Origin of the sequence: Citrobacter sp. Ce129, from assembly GCF_030334545.1 — a bacterium.
Lineage (GTDB): Bacteria > Pseudomonadota > Gammaproteobacteria > Enterobacterales > Enterobacteriaceae > Citrobacter > Citrobacter europaeus.
On the sequence record NZ_JAOWDS010000057.1, the window covers coordinates 163,541 to 182,208 of the forward strand.

The 18,668-nt window shown below is 51.1% G+C and carries 15 protein-coding genes; 7 read left to right on the forward strand and 8 right to left on the reverse strand.

Translation table 11 applies throughout. The annotated features are described in order from the left end of the window. Positions 1 to 18 precede the first annotated feature (18 nt). Positions 19 to 1,413 carry a cytochrome-c peroxidase gene (locus tag OGV77_RS07650; protein ID WP_087050780.1) on the reverse strand — a complete coding sequence of 465 codons (1,395 nt, stop codon included), beginning with the start codon at positions 1,411 to 1,413 and terminating at the stop codon, positions 19 to 21. Between the two features lie 425 nt (positions 1,414 to 1,838). Here OGV77_RS07650 and OGV77_RS07655 point away from each other — a divergent pair, with 425 nt between their 5' ends. Continuing rightward, the gene (locus OGV77_RS07655) at positions 1,839 to 3,488 is read left to right on the forward strand and encodes an alpha,alpha-trehalase (protein ID WP_043018647.1); all 1,650 of its coding nucleotides are present in this window, start codon (positions 1,839 to 1,841) and stop codon (positions 3,486 to 3,488) included. Positions 3,489 to 3,515: 27 nt separating this feature from the next. Here the strand turns inward: OGV77_RS07655 and OGV77_RS07660 are convergent, their stop codons facing one another. Then, positions 3,516 to 5,105 (reverse strand): STY4199 family HEPN domain-containing protein, encoded by a 1,590-nt coding sequence (locus OGV77_RS07660; RefSeq protein WP_087050779.1) that lies wholly within the window; start codon positions 5,103 to 5,105, stop codon positions 3,516 to 3,518. A gap of 353 nt (positions 5,106 to 5,458) precedes the next feature. On the opposite strand from OGV77_RS07660, the gene OGV77_RS07665 reads away from it, so the two are divergent. After that, positions 5,459 to 5,809, forward strand: coding sequence for a glycoside hydrolase family protein (locus OGV77_RS07665; protein WP_043018649.1), 351 nt, complete (start codon positions 5,459 to 5,461; stop codon positions 5,807 to 5,809). Positions 5,810 to 5,827: 18 nt separating this feature from the next. On the opposite strand, the gene OGV77_RS07670 is transcribed toward OGV77_RS07665, so the two are convergent. The 4 genes from OGV77_RS07670 to OGV77_RS07685 form a co-directional block, all read right to left on the reverse strand. Next, positions 5,828 to 6,430: a helix-turn-helix transcriptional regulator gene (locus tag OGV77_RS07670; protein WP_043018650.1), complete on the reverse strand. Its 603-nt coding sequence runs from the start codon at positions 6,428 to 6,430 to the stop codon at positions 5,828 to 5,830. 360 nt (positions 6,431 to 6,790) lie between these two features. Beyond that, entirely contained in the window at positions 6,791 to 7,639 is an 849-nt protein-coding gene (locus OGV77_RS07675) for an EAL domain-containing protein (RefSeq protein WP_087050778.1), read from the reverse strand. A gap of 51 nt (positions 7,640 to 7,690) precedes the next feature. Then, positions 7,691 to 9,628: a methyl-accepting chemotaxis protein gene (locus OGV77_RS07680; RefSeq protein ID WP_075145516.1), complete on the reverse strand. Its 1,938-nt coding sequence runs from the start codon at positions 9,626 to 9,628 to the stop codon at positions 7,691 to 7,693. Between the two features lie 135 nt (positions 9,629 to 9,763). Continuing rightward, positions 9,764 to 10,204 carry a winged helix-turn-helix domain-containing protein gene (locus tag OGV77_RS07685; protein WP_043018653.1) on the reverse strand — a complete coding sequence of 147 codons (441 nt, stop codon included), beginning with the start codon at positions 10,202 to 10,204 and terminating at the stop codon, positions 9,764 to 9,766. Positions 10,205 to 10,771: 567 nt separating this feature from the next. On the opposite strand from OGV77_RS07685, the gene OGV77_RS07690 reads away from it, so the two are divergent. After that, a complete protein-coding gene (locus OGV77_RS07690) occupies positions 10,772 to 11,566 on the forward strand; it encodes a winged helix-turn-helix domain-containing protein (protein WP_051642800.1) in 795 nt (264 codons plus the stop codon). Further along, positions 11,553 to 12,017 carry a YqeJ family protein gene (locus OGV77_RS07695; protein ID WP_043018654.1) on the forward strand — a complete coding sequence of 155 codons (465 nt, stop codon included), beginning with the start codon at positions 11,553 to 11,555 and terminating at the stop codon, positions 12,015 to 12,017. Before OGV77_RS07690 ends, OGV77_RS07695 begins: the two co-directional genes overlap by 14 nt. 15 nt (positions 12,018 to 12,032) lie before the next feature. Here the strand turns inward: OGV77_RS07695 and OGV77_RS07700 are convergent, their stop codons facing one another. Then, complete coding sequence (locus tag OGV77_RS07700; protein ID WP_043018655.1) at positions 12,033 to 12,791, reverse strand: SDR family NAD(P)-dependent oxidoreductase; 759 nt, start codon at positions 12,789 to 12,791, stop codon at positions 12,033 to 12,035. A gap of 119 nt (positions 12,792 to 12,910) precedes the next feature. Between OGV77_RS07700 and OGV77_RS07705 the strand changes: the two genes are divergently transcribed. The 3 genes from OGV77_RS07705 to OGV77_RS07715 all read left to right on the forward strand — a co-directional run bounded on the left by OGV77_RS07705 (position 12,911) and on the right by OGV77_RS07715 (position 16,542). Next, positions 12,911 to 13,810, forward strand: a complete 900-nt coding sequence (locus OGV77_RS07705) for a LysR family transcriptional regulator (RefSeq protein ID WP_043018656.1) — start codon at positions 12,911 to 12,913, stop codon at positions 13,808 to 13,810. Between the two features lie 47 nt (positions 13,811 to 13,857). Next, positions 13,858 to 14,886: an inner membrane protein YhjD gene (gene yhjD, locus OGV77_RS07710; RefSeq protein ID WP_087050777.1), complete on the forward strand. Its 1,029-nt coding sequence runs from the start codon at positions 13,858 to 13,860 to the stop codon at positions 14,884 to 14,886. Positions 14,887 to 15,219: 333 nt separating this feature from the next. Further along, entirely contained in the window at positions 15,220 to 16,542 is a 1,323-nt protein-coding gene (locus OGV77_RS07715; RefSeq protein ID WP_003023312.1) for an MFS transporter, read from the forward strand. Between the two features lie 43 nt (positions 16,543 to 16,585). On the opposite strand, the gene OGV77_RS07720 is transcribed toward OGV77_RS07715, so the two are convergent. Then, a complete protein-coding gene (locus OGV77_RS07720; RefSeq protein ID WP_087050776.1) occupies positions 16,586 to 18,646 on the reverse strand; it encodes an AsmA family protein in 2,061 nt (686 codons plus the stop codon). Positions 18,647 to 18,668: the final 22 nt, after the last annotated feature.

Genomic DNA, 18,668 nt, shown 5'->3' on the forward strand with positions numbered 1-18,668 from the left:
TTGCCATCCGGTTTTCTCTTATTTACCCTGCATATACGGCGTATACACACCGTTCAGACTCTCAAGAAACGCCACGATATCGTCGATATCTTCCTGCGGCAGTTCTTTACCCACCTGATAACGCAGCATCAGTTTTACCGCACCGTCGAGCGTTGGCACATCACCGCGATGGAAATAAGGCGCGGTCAGCGCAACGTTACGCAAGCCAGGGACTTTTTGACGCAGCTTGTCACGTAATTCATTGGTGACGTTCATGCGGCCAATATCTGCGGCAGTGACCTCGCCGAAATTAAAGTCCTTTTTCAAACCCAGTGGTTCAAATGAACGTCCGCCTAAAATAATACCGCCATGACAGGTCGCGCACTTATTATCTTTGAATAACTGATAGCCATGTTTTTGCTGGGCCGTTAACGCGCCTTCATCACCACGCAGCCATTTATCAAACGGCGAATTTGGCGTGATCAGCGTTTTCTCAAACTCGGCAATCGCATCGGTAATATTATCCCCGCTGAATCCCTGCGGATAAACAGCGATAAACTCTTGCTTCAGGGTCGGGTCTTTATCCAGTTTCTGGATGATTTCATCCCAGGATTTAGACGCCATTTCAATTGGATTGAGCGGCGGACCACCCGCCTGCGCCTGCAGTGTTGGCGCACGGCCATCCCAGAATTGTTCTACGTTAAAGACCGAGTTAAATACCGTTGGCGCATTAATAGGCCCAACCGCGCCGCCTACGCCGATTGATGTTTTCCGGCCATCCACGCCGCCCGCATTCAGGGCGTGGCAGTGGGCGCAAGAAATCGTGCTATCGCCGGAAATACGCGGGTCGTGGTAAAGCGTAAAGCCCAGCGCCACCTTGCGGGCATCGGTCGGGATACTTTCCGGTATCGGCTGCACAGGTTCGTTACGATGCTGTGCGGCGGTATCGTTACTGGCGTAGTACTGCTCACGCTGTTTCGCAATCCAGCCCAGGATCTCGTCTCGCTCCGTATCGATTACCTTGCCAGCCCAGTGCAATGCGGTATAACGCGTCGGTGGCATGGTGTCGTACTGCATCACCCATTCAATTTTATTCAGGTCGCTTTGCGATACGGGTTTATCCCCGACCAGCGCCGCACGAACGGCCTCAAGATTGAATGATTTGTATCCCAGTTGAATGTCGTAATTCATCAACTGTTTAGCGACAGGAAAAGAAGAATAGAAAGGTAATTCGGCTGAAGGGGTGTGACAATAATCGCATCCTTTTTCGCGTAAGAACCCTAATACTTTATTATTTTCTTCCAGCGTAGAGGCCTGAACATCAGCCTGTTTGCTACGTTGATTATCGTGATACCACACATAACCGGATAATCCAAAATAACAAATCGCGATGCCAGCTATAGCAATCGCGGTAAGACGGGTAATGATTTTCATTATTTTTACCCTCACCGTTGTGAGTTATTGTGACCCAGAAAATAGACTAATTAACACACAGTCTTTGTCGGACCTGACCATCATAGGAAATGAGGGGATTACTATTTTGATAAGTATCAAGCAATTACATGGGGGAGAACTATCGATAGAATAGCCTGTGCCTATTATAGAGATAAGACGTTACCTGTTTTGTTCACACCTCGTTGCAATCGAATGTTCTGAAAATGGAATATCTTCAGGTCGCGCAGAATTCTGAATTATTCATTATTTTCATTGGGATAGTTTTATTTTTTAAATATTGCCCAGCATTAAAACGTGATCGACCGCACGCTTTACTCACCAGACACCGAAGCGAATGTCTACGCTTAACTGACGAGCGGGCAATAGCCTTAATCTTTCAACGTCCATCGGAGGTCTTTCTCATTATGCTCAACCAGAAACTACCCCACGCCCCTTCTGAAGAAATGACGATCGACATCGATCTGCTTTATGAAATGGATCCGTGCGAGTTAAAGCTGGATGAAATGATTGAGGCGGAGCCTGAACCGGAGATGATTGCAGGGTTACCCGCCTCAGATGCGTTAACCCCCGCCGATCGTTACCTCGAACTGTTCGAACACGTTCAGTCGTCAAAACTGTTTGCAGATAGCAAAACCTTTCCCGATTGCGCGCCCAAAATGGACCCGCTGGACATTTTAATCCGCTATCGCAAGGTTAAACGCCACCGCGACTTTGATCTGCGACGCTTTGTCGAGAACCACTTCTGGCTCCCGGAAACGCCCTCCAGTGAATACGTTTCTGACCCGGAAAATTCGCTGAAAGAGCATATTGATCAACTGTGGCCAGTACTGACGCGCGAGCCACAGGATCACATCCCCTGGTCCTCCCTGCTGGCATTACCGCAGTCATACATTGTGCCCGGCGGACGTTTTAGCGAAACCTACTACTGGGACTCCTATTTCACTATGCTGGGCCTGGCCGAGAGCGGTCGCGAAGACCTGCTGAAATGTATGGCGGATAACTTTGCCTGGATGATTGAAAACTATGGTCACATCCCGAACGGTAACCGTACTTATTACCTGAGTCGCTCGCAGCCGCCAGTTTTTGCGCTGATGGTGGAACTGTTTGAAGAGGATGGCGTACGCGGCGCGCGTCGTTACCTTGATCATTTAAAAATGGAGTACGCGTTCTGGATGGATGGCGCTGACTCCCTGGTGCTTAACCAGGCCTACCGTCACGTGATCAGAATGTCTGACGGCTCTCTACTCAACCGCTATTGGGACGATCGCGACACGCCACGCGATGAGTCGTGGCTTGAAGACGTCGAGACCGCTAAGCATTCGGGTCGCCCACCCAATGAGGTGTATCGGGATTTACGCGCGGGCGCGGCCTCCGGCTGGGATTACTCCTCGCGCTGGCTACGCGACGCAGGCCGCCTTGCCAGCATACGCACCACTCAGTTCATCCCGATTGACCTGAACGCATTCCTCTACAAGCTGGAAAGCACTATCGCCAATATTTCGGCACTGAAAGGCGACAAAGAAACTGAAGCGCAGTTTCGCCAGAAAGCCAGTGACCGCCGCGATGCGGTGAACCGCTATCTCTGGGACGATGAAAACGGCTGCTATCGTGATTACGACTGGCGACGCGAGCAAATGGCCCTGTTCTCTGCCGCCAGTATTGTGCCGCTGTATGTCGGCATGGCAACCCATGAACAAGCCGACCGACTTGCCAATGCGGTGCGTAGCCGCCTGCTAACGCCTGGCGGGATTTTAGCCACGGAGCATGAAACCGGTGAGCAGTGGGATAAGCCCAACGGCTGGGCGCCGCTGCAGTGGATGGCGATCCAGGGTTTCAAACTGTACGGAGACGATCATCTCGGAGATGAAATCGCACGTAACTGGTTGAAAACGGTGAATCTCTTTTATCAGGAACACCATAAGATTATCGAAAAATACCACATAGCGGATGCCGCGCCGCGCGAAGGCGGCGGCGGGGAATATCCGTTGCAGGACGGCTTTGGCTGGACCAATGGCGTGGTGCGCAGACTCATCGGTCTGTATGGCGAGCCCTAGCGGCTGACGGTCTGAATCATCAGGCTGTCAGTTAATCGCATCATACAGTTCGGCGTGAATTTTCTGCCATTTCTTGTTTTCCGGGCTTGGCTGGGCGCGAACGCGCAGCTCGGCCTGTTCAAGATCATACTGCTGACGTGCGACGACCGCAGGCACTGAGCAAAAACTTTGCAGATAACTTTTGTGCAGCGAAGTGAGCGACGCCCCATTCGACATCGCATGGCTGAGCGTGGTCATAAACTGTCGGCATGGTTTGCTTTCGTCCATTTGCGAAGGGTAACGCAGCAGCAGCCTCAACACCTCGGTATTGCCCGCCGAGAACGCCTGCTCCGTCCATGCCAGCTTCCAGTCCATTCCGCCCTGCAGGAACAGAGACGTCACGCGGGTGTCATTGCGATCGATAGCCGCGCGCATGTTAAAGGCATCCCAGGTGATCCCCATTCGGGTTACCGCCTCCCGCGCGCTGGGGGCGTCACGTCGCGGTTCTTCCTGCACAATTTCAACGGATTGCCCGGATGGCGCCTGTGGCGCTGGCGCAGTGAATAACCAGAACGCACCCAGCGAAATCGCCAGCACCATCACGCCTACCGCGACCCACAACATGCCGGAAATTAGCTGCTCACGTTCTTCCGCCGTGCGTTTGGTCCGCTTCTCCGGCGGATCGATACTGTCTGCGATTTCTTGTTTATCACCACCCGCCTGCTCGTCTTTTTGCTTTGCGGCTTCCCAAAACTGGCGAACCGTCGCCTCATCTGACTCCAGATACGACGCAGGATTAATGCGCGTACGCCGTTCTTCAAATGCTCGCTGCACAGAGTGAGTAATCTGACGGTACTGGTAATCCAGCAGCAGCAGTTGTACTGAGGTTAGAGGTTGCTGCGCGATAACACAGTTACGGGCGAGGCGGCAATCATCCAGGAACATCCGCAGCGTGATACGTGGCTCAACAAACGACATGAGCACTGAGGTATCGTTAAAAATCTGGGTAAAGTGGCGTACGAATAATTTCTTATCGACGACCATCAGCGCCAGTTCGCTAAACATCATGCCGTCCAGCGCATCCCGGCTTTCCCCCAGCTTTAACCAGCGACGCAAGCGTTCACCGCCAAAGTGCTGTTTCAGGAAGCTGTTGAGCGGATGTTGATCCGGCCATACCCGCGCAATCAGGGATTTGAGGGTTAATTCTATTGCGCGAAGCTGACGCTGCGCCCGCATCTGTGCATCCGGTTCTGCACGTTCAATATCGGTTGAATACTTCAGGATGGGCTGTTGCTGGCGCAACTGTTCCAGAGAGGCGACAAAACGCAGCGCAGAAATCAGTTGGTTTTCACTGACGTCCTGACCATTTTCATATTGGGGTACGCTCTGCTGAAGATGACGCAGGCGCAAAGTGAACTGGCTCAATTGCGCATCATTCATCTGCAACCGTCTGGCGACAACTCCCCAACCGCCCAGATTCAGTCGTGCCTGGTCAAGCTGCTCGAGAAACCAGCGTGGATCTTTCCCCTCTGCTACGTGCACACCCAGCATCAGCAATATTTCTACCGACGCCTGGCGGATTATCCCCAAACAATGTTCAAATGGTGTACATGTCGCCTGTAATGCGCTATTGGTCATTATCTTCCCTAAAAGGCCCCAAAAAGTACGGTCTCACAATGGTATGTAGTTATCTTTTTATAAACGCAGCGCTGTGACGCCGACCAAAACATATTCATATAGTAAATAAAAGTGTTTTACAGTGACTTCCGCACAATCATTGCAAATTATTCAGGGGATAAGCCAGTGCCTGTACTGCACACCTCGCGTCTCATCAGTCAACCGCTGCAAGATGATGACTGGATTTTTGGCCTGTTAAAACATGAATATCAGCCGCCCGCGCCATAAGGCATATTGCTGTAAAAACTGGCTGGGTGGCAACTGGCGTAACGGTGAGCATTACTTAGAATAGGTCTCTTTGCACAGAGATTATTATGCCGCTGCGTTCGACGCCTTTCACGCCCGCCTGTGTCACATTTATTAAGCAATGGCAGGGCCTGTCGCTGGAAAAGTATCAGGACAAAAAGGGAATTTGGGTTATTGGCCACGGGCATGAAATCACCGCAAACGAAACCTTTGCTACCCCAATAACAGCGATGCAGGCAGAAACATTACTGCTCGCGGATATGCGTATCTGCGAGGCATTCATCCATAAGGAAATGCCGCAAATAAAAGACAGGTTTCAGCTGGAAGCATTAATTATATGGATATTCAGCGTGGGGATTGCCCGATTTTGCGCTAAAGAAATCTGGCCGGTGGCTATTTCACAGCCAGAAACATTCTGACTGTGAAATATGTGCCCACTACATGGCGTCGTTTAACATCATTGCCGCCTGGGTACGGTTTTTTACCTCCAGGCGCTGATACAGCGATTCAAGATGGGCTTTTACCGTTCCGGTGCTGATATTTAACAATCGACCAATTTGTTTATTAGATTCTCCGGCGGCCAGCATCGTCAGAATCTCCCGCTGACGCGCGCTGAGCAATCTGATATTTTGCCCACCGCTTTCGGTAGCAGTTATGCAATCTCTGGGGATAAACATCATCCCCATCGCGACGCTATTGAGAGCCAGCGTGAAGGTTTCCGCGTCCGAATCACGCGGAACAATGGCCAGCACATTTAATTGCGTGACCTCCTGCAGCCACTTTTTACGGCAATCCGTTGCGGTTACCAGCACTTTTACCGTCGCAAAGCGTTCTGCTATCTGTTGCAGCAAGCTACGGCAGAACTCTGCATCAAGGTCGCCATCCAGCATAACCAACGCATCAGGGCTGTCTTCCAGCATCTGCCAAAGGTCATCTGCCTGACTGACACCCTGAACATCCACTCCTGGAATATGCTCTTGCAAACTTACATTCATTCCATGAATAAATATTGACTGCCTGTCAAACATTATTACCTGCATTATTTATCTCCGTCTGAATAAGATATTAGCCTTAACACGCGGAAGGGTATTACCCGAGGGGTAAAATAAGAAGTCACCATTTGGCGGAGGCCATTTTACCGATAGACGGAAAAGAAAAAAGGAGAAGTTATGAATAGTTACAGCTCAAACCAAAGAATCACACAAAGGATCAAAAACGGGGTCCAATTTTAAGAAAATCCTTAATGCCGGACGTTCAAAATCGGAACGTTAATATTAATTTTCAGAGTCTATATTCTTAGCTAAAAATAAGGAACTCACAATAACAGACAAATATGTTACAAAACGAAATGTCGCATCAAATGATCATCACCTGTGGTTTACCCGGGCAGCATTGCCGTATCAATCGACGCTAAAGATTGCGGGTGATTGCATTACTCCAATCAGCTCTTCAGGCGGAACGGGTCTGCATAAATAATACCCTTGTAAAAAATCACAGCGTTTTACGCGCAGATAGTCAGCCTGAGCCCGAGTCTCAACGCCTTCGGCAATCATGCGCAGATTCATCTTTTGCGCCAGCTCAATAAGCGTATCGATAATCCTGGTATCACCTCCCTCGCCAATCTGGCCGACAAACAGTTTGTCTATCTTGATGAACTCCGGTTCCAGCGCGTGGAGGTAACACAGATTCGAGTATCCCGTCCCAAAGTCATCTAACGCCACGGCGATATTGGATTTTCTCAACGAGGCAAACCACTCGCTTAACTGAGGGGTAAAGTGCAGAGGGCGTCTTTCGGTAATTTCGATAACCAGTTGAACCTGACCCGGGGCAAGTTTTTGCATGAGCGCCACGGCGTCCGATTCAAAGCGCGGATCGAGGCAGTTTTCGGGGCTCAGATTCAGGTTAAGGTAAAGTCCATTGGGGAAAAGAGGGAGTCGTGGCTGCAGATCGGCAATGACCTGCTGGATAAGTTGATGCGTCAGCGAGGCAATCAGGCCCTGCTCCTCCGCCAGGGGAATAAATACATCAGGGGGAATAGTGCCATACTGGGGATGCGTCCATCGGGCGAGCACCTCAATACCTGCTATTTTACCCGTCTGGCTGTTAAAAATGGGCTGATACACCGGTCTGAACTGGCGATGAGCAATGGCTGTCTTCAACGCTTTTACCGGCGCACAGGTAAGGAAACGGGCCAGCAAGCCACTGGCGTCAGAGAATAATGTCGGGAGTTGCCTGGTTATGGTAATCATCACGAGCCTCAAGCGTGCGGCAGCCGGTCCAGAACAGCCGCACGGCAATCATCAGAACTTGACCCAGTCGTCCTGGTCGTTAGAGGAAGGACGTACCATCGAGGTCTGCCTGACGGTGTTCCCACCCTTTACCTTGTGGTTTCGCGCAATGGCGCTTTGATCGTTCGACACGCGGAAGATCGACACCACTTTTTCAAGTTGTACGGCTTGTTCCTCCAACGAGCTGGCCGCTGCTGAAGACTCTTCAACCAGAGCGGCGTTTTGTTGGGTGGTGGTATCCATCTCCGCCATGGCCTGCGCAATTTGCGAAATCCCGCGGCTTTGTTCATCGGTCGCGGCGGCAATTTCATTCATGATATCGCGCACCTGAGACACGGAAGTCTCAATCCTGGTCATCGCAACGCCCGCGCTCTCCACCAGGTGAAAACCGTTATCCACATACACCACGGACTCATTAATCAGGTTTTCAATCTCTTTTGCTGACTGAGCGCTGCGTTGGGCAAGCGTACGCACTTCAGCCGCAACCACGGCGAAACCTTTCCCCTGGTCGCCCGCACGGGCAGCTTCTACCGCGGCATTGAGCGCCAGAATGTTAGTCTGGAAAGCAATACTGTTAATGACGGTGGTGATTTCAGAAATACGGTGCGAACTGTCGCGCACGCTCTTCATGGTCTCAATCACCTGCAGTGAGATCGTGCTTCCTTCCGTCGCGTTCTGTGAGGCTTCATCCGCCAGCAGTCGCGCATGGTTAGCATTTTCAGCGTTCAGCGCGACGGTCGAGGTGAGCTCTTCCATACTGGCGGCAGTTTCCACTACCGCGGCAGACTGTTGCTCAGTGCGGGCCGATAAATCCATATTCCCCGCCGCAATTTCTGAGGACGACCTGGCAACACTATCCACGCCGTCACGCACATCGTTAATGATGTTTTTCAGGTTGCTGTTCATGGTGGAAACCGCCTGCATGAGCAGGCCCGGCTCATCACGACGCGTACTGGTCAGGGTGCTGGTTAAATCCCCCCTGGCGATAAGCTCCGCCACGCGCAGGGTTTCGTTCAGCGGACGAGTAACGGATAAGGTAATCCCCATTGCCAGCAGGACGCCCAGCGCGATACCAATAACGGCGACTATGCCCATCTGCAGTTGGACGCTCTCTACCGTATCGGTGACCTTTTTCTGCTGCATGCTAAATAAGGTCTGAATCGCCTGGGTCAGCGTGACCGCTTTGCCGGTCAAGGTATCGGAGAGCGCTGCCTGTTGATCCCAAACGCTTTTGTAATTGACCAGCTCAGCCGCTACGCTCTGCATGTTTTCACGCCCGGACTGCAACCAGACCTTTTGATCTTCAGAAGCAACCAACAGCAGTTGCCCGGTATCGGACTTTGCCGTCTCCAGACGTTTGCGGATCCCATTCATTAACTCATCTGTCGGATGCTGTTTATACAGCGACATCTGTGAGTCAATGTCACTCATGATAAATGCGATTTGCGCCGCAACAAGCGCATGTTGGGCGTCCAGCGTACCATTCCGGCTCAGCGTTGAAGCCAGCTCAGAGTTATCGCACAGTCCCTGGGTATTCAGTTTTTGTTCGCTGATTTTCTTTTCAGAAAGCGCTTTCGTAAAGGGTTCAAGGCTCGCAACGTAGCTATTGACTGCATTTACCGTATCGTCCAGCGCCTTTTTCCCCTCCTGGGACCAGGACAACGTATCCATCTCAACGGCAATACCCTGCATGCGTTTGGTGGCGGCGTTGATTTGATCCAGATATTTCTGGTCCAGCGTATACTGAAAATTCGTGCGTCCCAGGCGTACCTCGGACAGCGCGTTAAACAGATCGGTGGTATGTCCGTTTTTTCTCACTTTGTCCTGGATATTTGCCAAACCAAGCAAACCCGAAACCAGAATAGCAAGCGTAACAAGCAGGACGATTGAAAATCCAAAGAATAATTTCTTACTGACTTTTAAATTGGTAAACCGATTAATTATGCCCATATATTACCCCAGAGTCGGTATATACCGAACAACAATGCTATTTAACGAACATTAATAGAAAATAGATATAGAAAAGGTAACGATAAAAAAAAGCCCCTCACACCTGCGTGCTCAGGGCAAATACCTGGGTTGACATCACTCACTCAGGTTATCTGTCTTCTCCCTTTTTTTAACGGCGTGAGTCGGGAGTTCGCTCACTCTATAATAAACGGGGATGACATCAGGATAATTGATAATATACCCCCGCCCTCTTATATTAAGAATAAAATCCCTGGGTAACCCCAGCAGGCTAAGTTTATTATTAAGATTGTGCAGAACCTGCCATAATCTTTGCGTGGAGGGGCTCAGACTGTGCGCCTCCCAGATTTTTTCAAATAACTCTTCTTTCGTTACCGGCTGGCTCCTGGCATTCATTAATAAATACAGGAAAAGCCTTAACATTGTTTCATTAAAATAAATTGACGCAAAAGCGAGGCTTTTCTCGGTATGGCTACCTGTAAGCCGATACAGTCGGCGATTAGAAATGTCAAAATGAATTTCATCACCGATCATAAATCCATATAGACGATAGCCCATATCTTATACCCACGTTAAATGAAGACTAACATGCACCTCTACATATAAGCGTTGAGATAATCCATACCGTTTATGTGGTGGATTATATGGCTGCTATGAATGCTTTCCAATCCACAACCCGATGTACTATAAGGAACCGGTCGTTTAGCATTCGTTTATGGTAGATTAGAAGTTATAAATTAAATTCACGGTTTATTATTCTTCATATGTGAAATTTTCAGAGTATGTACCCTGTTTGCGCATAAGCGATCGAACACTCAACTTTTAATGTCGAATTTTTATAATTCTAAAGAATTAAATCCTTACCCCCCTGACTCGCTGTATCGTCTGCTCCCTTTATCACATTGACGCCACGATAAGAGCAATCGGCCACAAGAAGCAGTGATATTTTTTGATTTATACTGAATCATAGCGCACAACTTGAGGGGAAACGCGTGAAACACGCTGACAGATATAACGATAATTATTTGATTTACAAACTAAAAAATCTGAATCAGAAGTTTTACGCGCAAGCCAGTTAAACATCGCGGACAATCCGGCCCCTGAACGGCCGCAAATGGTCATGTCATGAATAAAGTGTTTCTGATAAACGAAACGGTAATATTTGAACCGGAACTTCGCCGCCTTGGGTCATTAGCGAGTTACCCGGAACGCGCGGTCACTCTGCATGGCCCGGTAAATGAATGCCTGGCGCAACTACTTGAACACAATGGAGAAGTACTTACACAACGTTATCTTTTCTCTGCCGTATGGGAAAAGCAGGGAGCGGTTGTCACGACCAATGCGCTTTATCAGACGATTTCATCCATCCGCAAAGCGCTGAAGGCGGCGGGTCTGGCTGATGATGTGGTAAAAACGCTGCCCAAGGCGGGCTTTAAGTGTATCGCCCGGGTTGTTGCGGGTGAGCGGGACAATTTTATTAAACCGCAGAAAATATCTGCCGACCCCGTTTTAATCGCACCATCATCTGAACAAACAGAAGCATTTGTCGAGGCCACTAAAACATCACCAAAGCGTTTGTGGCCGTACTGGGTAGCTCTCCTGCTGTTTATTCTCTCCTGCAGCGTCCTTTATCAGACCTGGAAATATGAAGAGCCCATTTTTGCTCGCTATCACCCTGTTGGCCAAATGAACGGATGCACGGTTTTCTCTTCCTGGTACGATCGTGACAAAAGCCAAAGCGCATTTGAAGCGTTGTCCGGTCGCTATCCATTCAGTTGTCATGAAGGCGAAAATGCTTATTTAACCCTCAACCATGCGCAGCGTGGTGTAACGGTGTTAATTTGCGATAATAACCCACAAAAGAGCGCCACACGTTGCCGCTCCATTTATTACAAGCAGCAATATAATGAAAATAAATAAGGGTCTTCTAATCTGGTCGCTGATTGCTCTGGCGATTGCGGCACCGCTATTGGCCGCCATTTATATTCAACATCAGCGAGCGAATTTTAGCTGTGAGATCCACACCGCCATTGTGTATGACAATTCGGTACTGGATATGATCCTGGACTTTAATCTTAATAACGGTAATGGTAACTATGAAGCCGTGGGGGAATATACAGAAGATGGCGCTCAGTCTCAGTCCGTCAGTAATAAAGTGACGTTTAAATACTGGCATGAGGATGGGGAAGTGATCATGGTTTCTGATGAAACAAATCCACTCCCGAAGAAGAATGAATTCTTCAGAACGTTTATCCCCGATTTCTTTCAGCACCGCGATCGCGGGATCAGATTTCAGATAATACCGGCAAACGCCACCAGCTATATTTTTAACTATGATAGCGCGCCAGTTTTCTATTGCTCCAAAGGCTGACCAAAAGAGGGTCGATTACAGGAACATCCCGCCAGAGACTTCGATACGCTGCGCCGTCATCCAGGCCAGCTCATCGCTGAGCAACGCAGCAATAGCGTCGCCAATATCATCCGGTAACCCAACGCGCCCCAACGCCGTTTGCGATGCGATGTACGCATTCAGTTGCGCATTATCCCGCACGTTTCCGCCGCTAAAATCCGTCTCTATTGCGCCAGGCGCTATAATATTCGCCGTAATACCGCGCTCGCCCAGCTCTTTTGCCTGATAACGGGTTAACACCTCCATCGCGCCTTTCATGGCAGCGTAAGCGCTGTAGCCTGGCAGCGCAAAGCGCGCCAGCCCGGTCGAAACATTAAGGATCCGTCCACCGCTGTTGATCAACGGCAGCAGGTTCTGCGTCAGGAAAAAAGGACCTTTAAAATGGATGTTCAAAAGCTGGTCAAATTGCGCTTCGGTGAACGCCGGATACGGTGCGTTAATGCCAATCCCGGCATTGTTCAATAAATAATCAAAGGTGTCGCTTTGCCAGTGCGTCCGTAGGGTTTCCTGCACCTGTTTAACAAACTGTGGGAAAGTCGAAATATCGCCGACATTCAACGGCAATGCCGCTGCTTTACTGCCAGATTGGCGGATCTCCTCCACAACCTGCTGCGCTTCTTTTTCATTGCTGTTCCACGTCAGGATGATACCAATTCCTTTACTCGCCAGCTTCAGCGCCGCGTTTTTACCGAGTCCACGGCCGCCGCCGGTCACCAATGCGATACGTTGCGTCATAAGAAACCTCATTTCAGGTGTTGTTAAAATTGAGATAAAGCTTATTAGGTGGTAGAAAAACAATAAATACCGCTGACTGCGCATTACTGTTTCATTTAGAACAACAATAGGGCATGAGAATGGATAAAATTCACGCAATGCAGTTGTTCATCCGCGTCGCAGAACTGGAGAGCTTTTCGCGCGCGGCAGACACCCTCGGACTTCCTAAAGGTAGCGTATCGCGCCAAATCCAGGCCCTGGAAAATCATCTGGGCACGCAGTTGTTGCATCGCACTACCCGTCGCGTTCAGCTCACGCAAGACGGCATGATTTATTACGAACGTGCGAAAGATCTGTTGAGCAACCTGGATGAACTGGATGGGCTATTTCATCACGATCCGGCCAGCATCAGCGGCAAGCTGCGCGTCGATATGCCGGTTGGCGTGGCGAGAAATCTGGTGATGCCCCGCTTACCGACCTTCTTGCATCAATATCCGGGCCTTGAGCTCGAACTCAGCAGCAGCGACCGTCTGGTGGATTTGATCCGCGAAGGCTTCGACTGTGTAGTACGCGTGGGAACGCTGAAAGATTCAGGGTTGATTGCACGCCCGCTGGGAAAACTCACCCAGATTAACTGCGCCAGCCCACAATATCTCGCCCGCTTTGGTTATCCGGAAAGCCTCGAAGATTTAGCCTCCCATGCGGTGGTGCACTACTCGGTCAATTTGGGAACGCGTGCGCAAGGCTTCGAAGTGGCGACAGACAACGGTGCTAAATGGGTTAAAACCGGCGGTATGCTGACGGTGAACAGTACCGAAACGTATCATGCGGCATGTCTTGCCGGTCTGGGCATTATTCAGGTACCGCGCGTGGGTGTACGTGAAGCCCTGCGCGCCGGTACACTGGTCGAAGTATTGCCGCAATATCGCGCCGAGCCATTACCGGTTTCATTGCTCTATCCGCATCGCCGCAACCTCTCCCGCCGGGTACACCTGTTTATGGAATGGTTGACCGGCGTGATGAAAGACTACGTGGACTGACAAGCTATACTGTCTTGAGAATGAATAAAACAAGGATTACTGCCCTGATGACGCAGGAAAAAGAAATTAAACGCCCCATTCAGGAACTTGAGCACGCACCGATCCCAAAAATTGAGACCCAGGAGCGTAAAAAAACAGAAACCGACGGTACGACCAATCAGGCGTTGAAAACCGCCCTGACCTTCGCCGATAAAATTCAACGTCAGCCCGTCATCGCCCATATGATTCGTGCTGCAGAGCGTTTTAATGACCGCATGGGAAACCAGTTTGGCGCCGCCATCACCTACTTCTCGTTTCTGTCGATGATCCCCATTCTGATGGTGTCGTTTGCCGCCGCAGGTTTTATTCTCGCTTCGCACCCTACGCTGTTGCAGGATATCTTCAGCAAAATTCTGCTCAACGTCAGCGACCCGACGCTCGCCTCCACGTTGAAAAACACCATCAATACCGCCGTTCAGCAACGTACCACCGTGGGTCTGGTCGGGCTTGGCATTGCGCTCTATTCCGGAATTAACTGGATGGGCAATCTGCGCGAAGCGATTCGTGCCCAGTCGCGGGATGTCTGGGAGCGTACCCCACAGGATCAGGAAAAAATTTGGGTCAAATATCTGCGTGATTTTGTGTCCTTGATTGGCTTATTGATTGCGCTGATTGTTACTCTGTCCATTACCTCCATCGCCGGTTCCGCCCAGCAGATGATTATCTCTGCGCTGTATCTCGACGGTATCGACTGGTTGAAGCCCGCCTGGCGACTGATCGGCCTGGCCATTTCTATTTTCGCCAACTACCTGCTGTTCTTCTGGATTTTTTGGCGGCTACCGCGTCACCGACCGCGTAAGAAAGCGCTCATTCGCGGTACGTTTATCGCGGCGCTGGGGTTTGAAGTCATCAAAATGATCATGACGTACACGCTGCCATCGCTGGTCCAATCACCGTCAGGCGCGGCATTTGGTTCCGTGCTTGGACTGATGGCATTTTTCTACTTCTTCGCCCGTCTGACGCTGTTTTGCGCAGCCTGGATTGCCACGGCGGAATACAAAGATGACCCGCGTATGCCGGGTAAAACCCACCGCTAATCTTTGTTAACTGGCCGGATGGTGCTGCGCTTATCCGGCCTACGGGTGAGTTTGTAGGCCGGATAAACGCAGCGCCATCCGGCAATTATAATGCCGCCTGTTCTCACTGATTTAGTGAATAAATCCAGCCTGTAACTTTTATTTAACCAAAAACCAGTTTTATCATCCAAGTTTTAAATTTTGTGAAGCATTTCATGGAAGTGAAATCTCCAGCCTAAAAATTATCCACTTTTTGCTCCATTTTTGACCAACGCCAAGGTTTGTTACAGATTGAAATGTCTCTTTTGCTGTGCGTAATATGACCTTTCGTTCGACCTAAAATAAGAAAATATTATGCAAGCAACAGCCACAACGCTCGACAACGAACAGGAACATACCCCGGTCAACTCGCGCAATAAAGTCGTCGTCGCCTCGCTCATTGGCACCGCCATTGAGTTCTTCGACTTCTATATTTACGCCACCGCTGCGGTAATCGTGTTCCCGCATATCTTCTTCCCCCAGGGGGATCCGACCGCTGCTACGCTGCAGTCGCTCGCCACCTTTGCTATCGCCTTTGTCGCACGGCCGATCGGTTCCGCTGTGTTCGGCCATTTTGGCGATCGCGTAGGGCGCAAAGTCACGCTGGTTGCTTCGCTACTCACCATGGGGATCTCGACGGTTGTCATTGGCCTGCTGCCGGGCTATGAAACTATCGGCATTTTCGCCCCGCTGCTGCTGGCTCTGGCGCGTTTTGGCCAGGGGTTAGGTCTGGGTGGTGAATGGGGTGGTGCTGCGCTGCTGGCGACGGAAAACGCACCGCCGCGTAAACGCGCGCTGTACGGATCATTTCCGCAGTTGGGCGCGCCTATCGGCTTCTTCTTCGCCAACGGCACTTTCCTGTTGCTCTCCTGGTTGCTGACCGACGAGCAGTTTATGAGCTGGGGTTGGCGCGTGCCGTTCATCTTCTCTGCGGTGCTGGTGATTATCGGTTTGTACGTACGCGTCTCGCTGCATGAATCTCCGGTCTTCGCCAAAGTGGCTGCGGCGAAAAAACAGGTGAAAATCCCGCTGGGAACCCTGCTGACAAAACATGTCCGCGTGACGATCCTCGGCACGTTCATCATGCTGGCGACCTATACGCTGTTCTATATCATGACCGTCTATTCGATGACGTTCAGCACCGCTGCAGCACCTGTAGGACTTGGCCTGCCGCGTAATGAAGTGTTGTGGATGCTGATGATGGCGGTTATTGGCTTTGGCGTTATGGTGCCGGTGGCGGGTCTGCTGGCCGACGCGTTTGGTCGTCGCAAGAGCATGCTCATCATCACCACGCTTATCATTCTGTTTGCGTTGTTTGCCTTTAAACCACTGCTCGGCTCTGGCAATCCGGTGCTGGTTTTCGCCTTCCTGTTGCTGGGCTTGAGTCTGATGGGACTGACATTTGGTCCGATGGGCGCGCTGCTGCCGGAGCTGTTCCCGACCGAAGTGCGCTACACGGGGGCATCGTTTTCATACAATGTTTCATCGATTCTTGGCGCTTCCGTTGCCCCTTACATTGCCGCATGGCTGCAGGCGAATTACGGTCTGGCGGCGGTCGGTACGTATCTGGCATCGATGGCGGCGTTAACGCTGATTGCGCTGCTGTTAACCCACGAAACCCGCCATCAGTCATTGTGATTCTATTGCCGGATACGGTGTAACCACCGCATCCGGCCAGACGTCACTTCTTCATCTGCGACAGGATCGTCCGGCACTCATTCGCGTCACTCTCTGACGGCGAAATTAGCGCCAGCAAGGCCGCCGCTGGCGTCACCAGTGTTGCCAGCGCGGCAGCAACCGCACCGCGCGCAATCAGCGGCCCGGCCTTCACGCCAGCCTGCGGATCCTTAAAGGTGCCGCGAACATACAGCGGCGAACGCAGCGTAATAATACGAATGCCTTTGCTCTCTGGATCGATGGTTAAATCCAGTTGCTCCGACGCAAAGCTCGCCGTACCGGTGACATTGATGACCGCGTTTTCCGTGTCGAAAGCAAAAATCTGCGGACGCGCCACGCCGTTCACAATATCCAGATTCGCCGCCGCGCAGTTCACCCGCACCTCGTCATCACCAAATATCTGCCCGACGATATAGTTACCCAGATTCAAGCCCACAATTTCCATCAGATTCCGGCTGATCAAACCATCGTTCATCAGTAGCTTGAGGTTGCCATTGCTGTTACCAAGCAGCGCAGCGACCGAGTTTCCGCTCCCACTAAACCTGGCGTCACCATTCATTTCACCAAGCGTTTTTTGCATCAGTTCCACATCCGGCATCAGCGCTTTAAGCTTCAGGCGGCGAGCCTGGATATCCGCCTGCCCCCGCATCGGCTTTTTATCCCCTTCCAGATGGATGCTGGAAACAATGCTGCCGCCCGCAAGACCGAATTTCAGCGGCTGCAGGCGCAGGTCGGCATTTTTCAGGATGATATGGGTGGAGAGATCGCTGATCGGCAGGCTGCTGCCGTGCTCAATACGCCGTCCTTTGAAACGCACGTCAGCGTCCATCACGTTCCATTTGTCGGTTTCAAAACGGTCATACGGCAAGACCTTGCCCGCAGGTTGAACGCTCTTCTCACCTTTGCGCTGTTCAGATTGTTTTGCCCGTTCTGCCCCTTTACCTGAATCCACACCGATCAACGGACCCAAATCAGCCAGCCTCAGTTGGCGAGACTCAACATCCCCCTTCAGCATGGGTCGCGGTTTACCGGTGGTATAGGCCAGCGTTCCGTGAATATCGCTATCGCCAATGCGGCCATTAAAATCGCGATAATCAAAAACAGAGGATTTTTCCGGGTCGATTTTTGCCACCAGACGCCCGTCGGTTTCAAACGGCGGCGTATCCGGGAGCAGTACGCCGGTCAAATCGTACAAATCCCCTAGCGAATCTCCCGAGAATTTAAGCCGCAGATCCGCCCCGCCCATGTTCAACGGATCGTTTATCGTGCCGATAAACGCCACGCGCGTATTGCCCGAACGGAAATCAGCCTGAATCGGGAAAGGGGTATTTTCACCACGCAGCGCCAGCATTCCGCCTATTTTCCCGCTACCGCTTAGCGGTTCGCCGTTATATCGCCCTTGCGCTTTCAGCCCAAATACGTAGTCCTCGACGCGGGCGTTGCTCTCTTTACCCTTTGCGCCGGTCACTTCGCTAAAGGGCAACGGTTTACCCAGCGGATCGACCAGGATCTCAAGCTCTGACTTCGTCACCTTATCGTTAATGGCGATACGTCCCTGATCGAACAGAATGTTATCCAGCCGGAACGACCACGCGGATGGCGGCGCATTGGGATCGCGATTTTCATCCCCTGCTAAGTTAAAGGTCCAGTTATTGTTTTTCTCCGACAGGCGGATAAGCCGCGCATCGGGTTTGACCAGCTTGATCCACGGGAGCCAGACGGTTTTTGTCAGCAGCGCCAGTGGGGCGAGCGTGGCTTCAACGCGCGGGAGATGTACCATGGTAACGTCAGGAATATCTGGCGGGTTGCCGAGGATAATATCTTCGGCATGGATATGCGGCCACGGAACCCAGCTACGCCAGCCGGTTTCCTGCTGCTGGCGCTGCCAAACCACGCCCAAATCCCCTCGTATGGCGAAGGGCCGGTTGAGTTCTGTAGAGACTTTCTGGTTGATGGTCGGTTTGAGCCGGTTCCAGTCAAATGTCGCAATCACAATGATGAGTACGACGATCAACAACAAGAAAACCCCTATTACTGAAGTGGTTATTTTACCTGTTCTCGTCATGTCTAACCTCCTTACTTCCTTC

Coding starts and splice junctions, on each gene's coding strand:
- OGV77_RS07650 (WP_087050780.1), bottom strand. CDS start 1,413: ATGAAAATCATTACCCGTCTTACCGCGATTGCTATAGCTGGCATCGCG.
- OGV77_RS07655 (WP_043018647.1), top strand. CDS start 1,839: ATGCTCAACCAGAAACTACCCCACGCCCCTTCTGAAGAAATGACGATC.
- OGV77_RS07660 (WP_087050779.1), bottom strand. CDS start 5,105: ATGACCAATAGCGCATTACAGGCGACATGTACACCATTTGAACATTGT.
- OGV77_RS07665 (WP_043018649.1), top strand. CDS start 5,459: ATGCCGCTGCGTTCGACGCCTTTCACGCCCGCCTGTGTCACATTTATT.
- OGV77_RS07670 (WP_043018650.1), bottom strand. CDS start 6,430: ATGCAGGTAATAATGTTTGACAGGCAGTCAATATTTATTCATGGAATG.
- OGV77_RS07675 (WP_087050778.1), bottom strand. CDS start 7,639: ATGATTACCATAACCAGGCAACTCCCGACATTATTCTCTGACGCCAGT.
- OGV77_RS07680 (WP_075145516.1), bottom strand. CDS start 9,628: ATGGGCATAATTAATCGGTTTACCAATTTAAAAGTCAGTAAGAAATTA.
- OGV77_RS07685 (WP_043018653.1), bottom strand. CDS start 10,204: ATGGGCTATCGTCTATATGGATTTATGATCGGTGATGAAATTCATTTT.
- OGV77_RS07690 (WP_051642800.1), top strand. CDS start 10,772: ATGAATAAAGTGTTTCTGATAAACGAAACGGTAATATTTGAACCGGAA.
- OGV77_RS07695 (WP_043018654.1), top strand. CDS start 11,553: ATGAAAATAAATAAGGGTCTTCTAATCTGGTCGCTGATTGCTCTGGCG.
- OGV77_RS07700 (WP_043018655.1), bottom strand. CDS start 12,791: ATGACGCAACGTATCGCATTGGTGACCGGCGGCGGCCGTGGACTCGGT.
- OGV77_RS07705 (WP_043018656.1), top strand. CDS start 12,911: ATGGATAAAATTCACGCAATGCAGTTGTTCATCCGCGTCGCAGAACTG.
- yhjD (WP_087050777.1), top strand. CDS start 13,858: ATGACGCAGGAAAAAGAAATTAAACGCCCCATTCAGGAACTTGAGCAC.
- OGV77_RS07715 (WP_003023312.1), top strand. CDS start 15,220: ATGCAAGCAACAGCCACAACGCTCGACAACGAACAGGAACATACCCCG.
- OGV77_RS07720 (WP_087050776.1), bottom strand. CDS start 18,646: ATGACGAGAACAGGTAAAATAACCACTTCAGTAATAGGGGTTTTCTTG.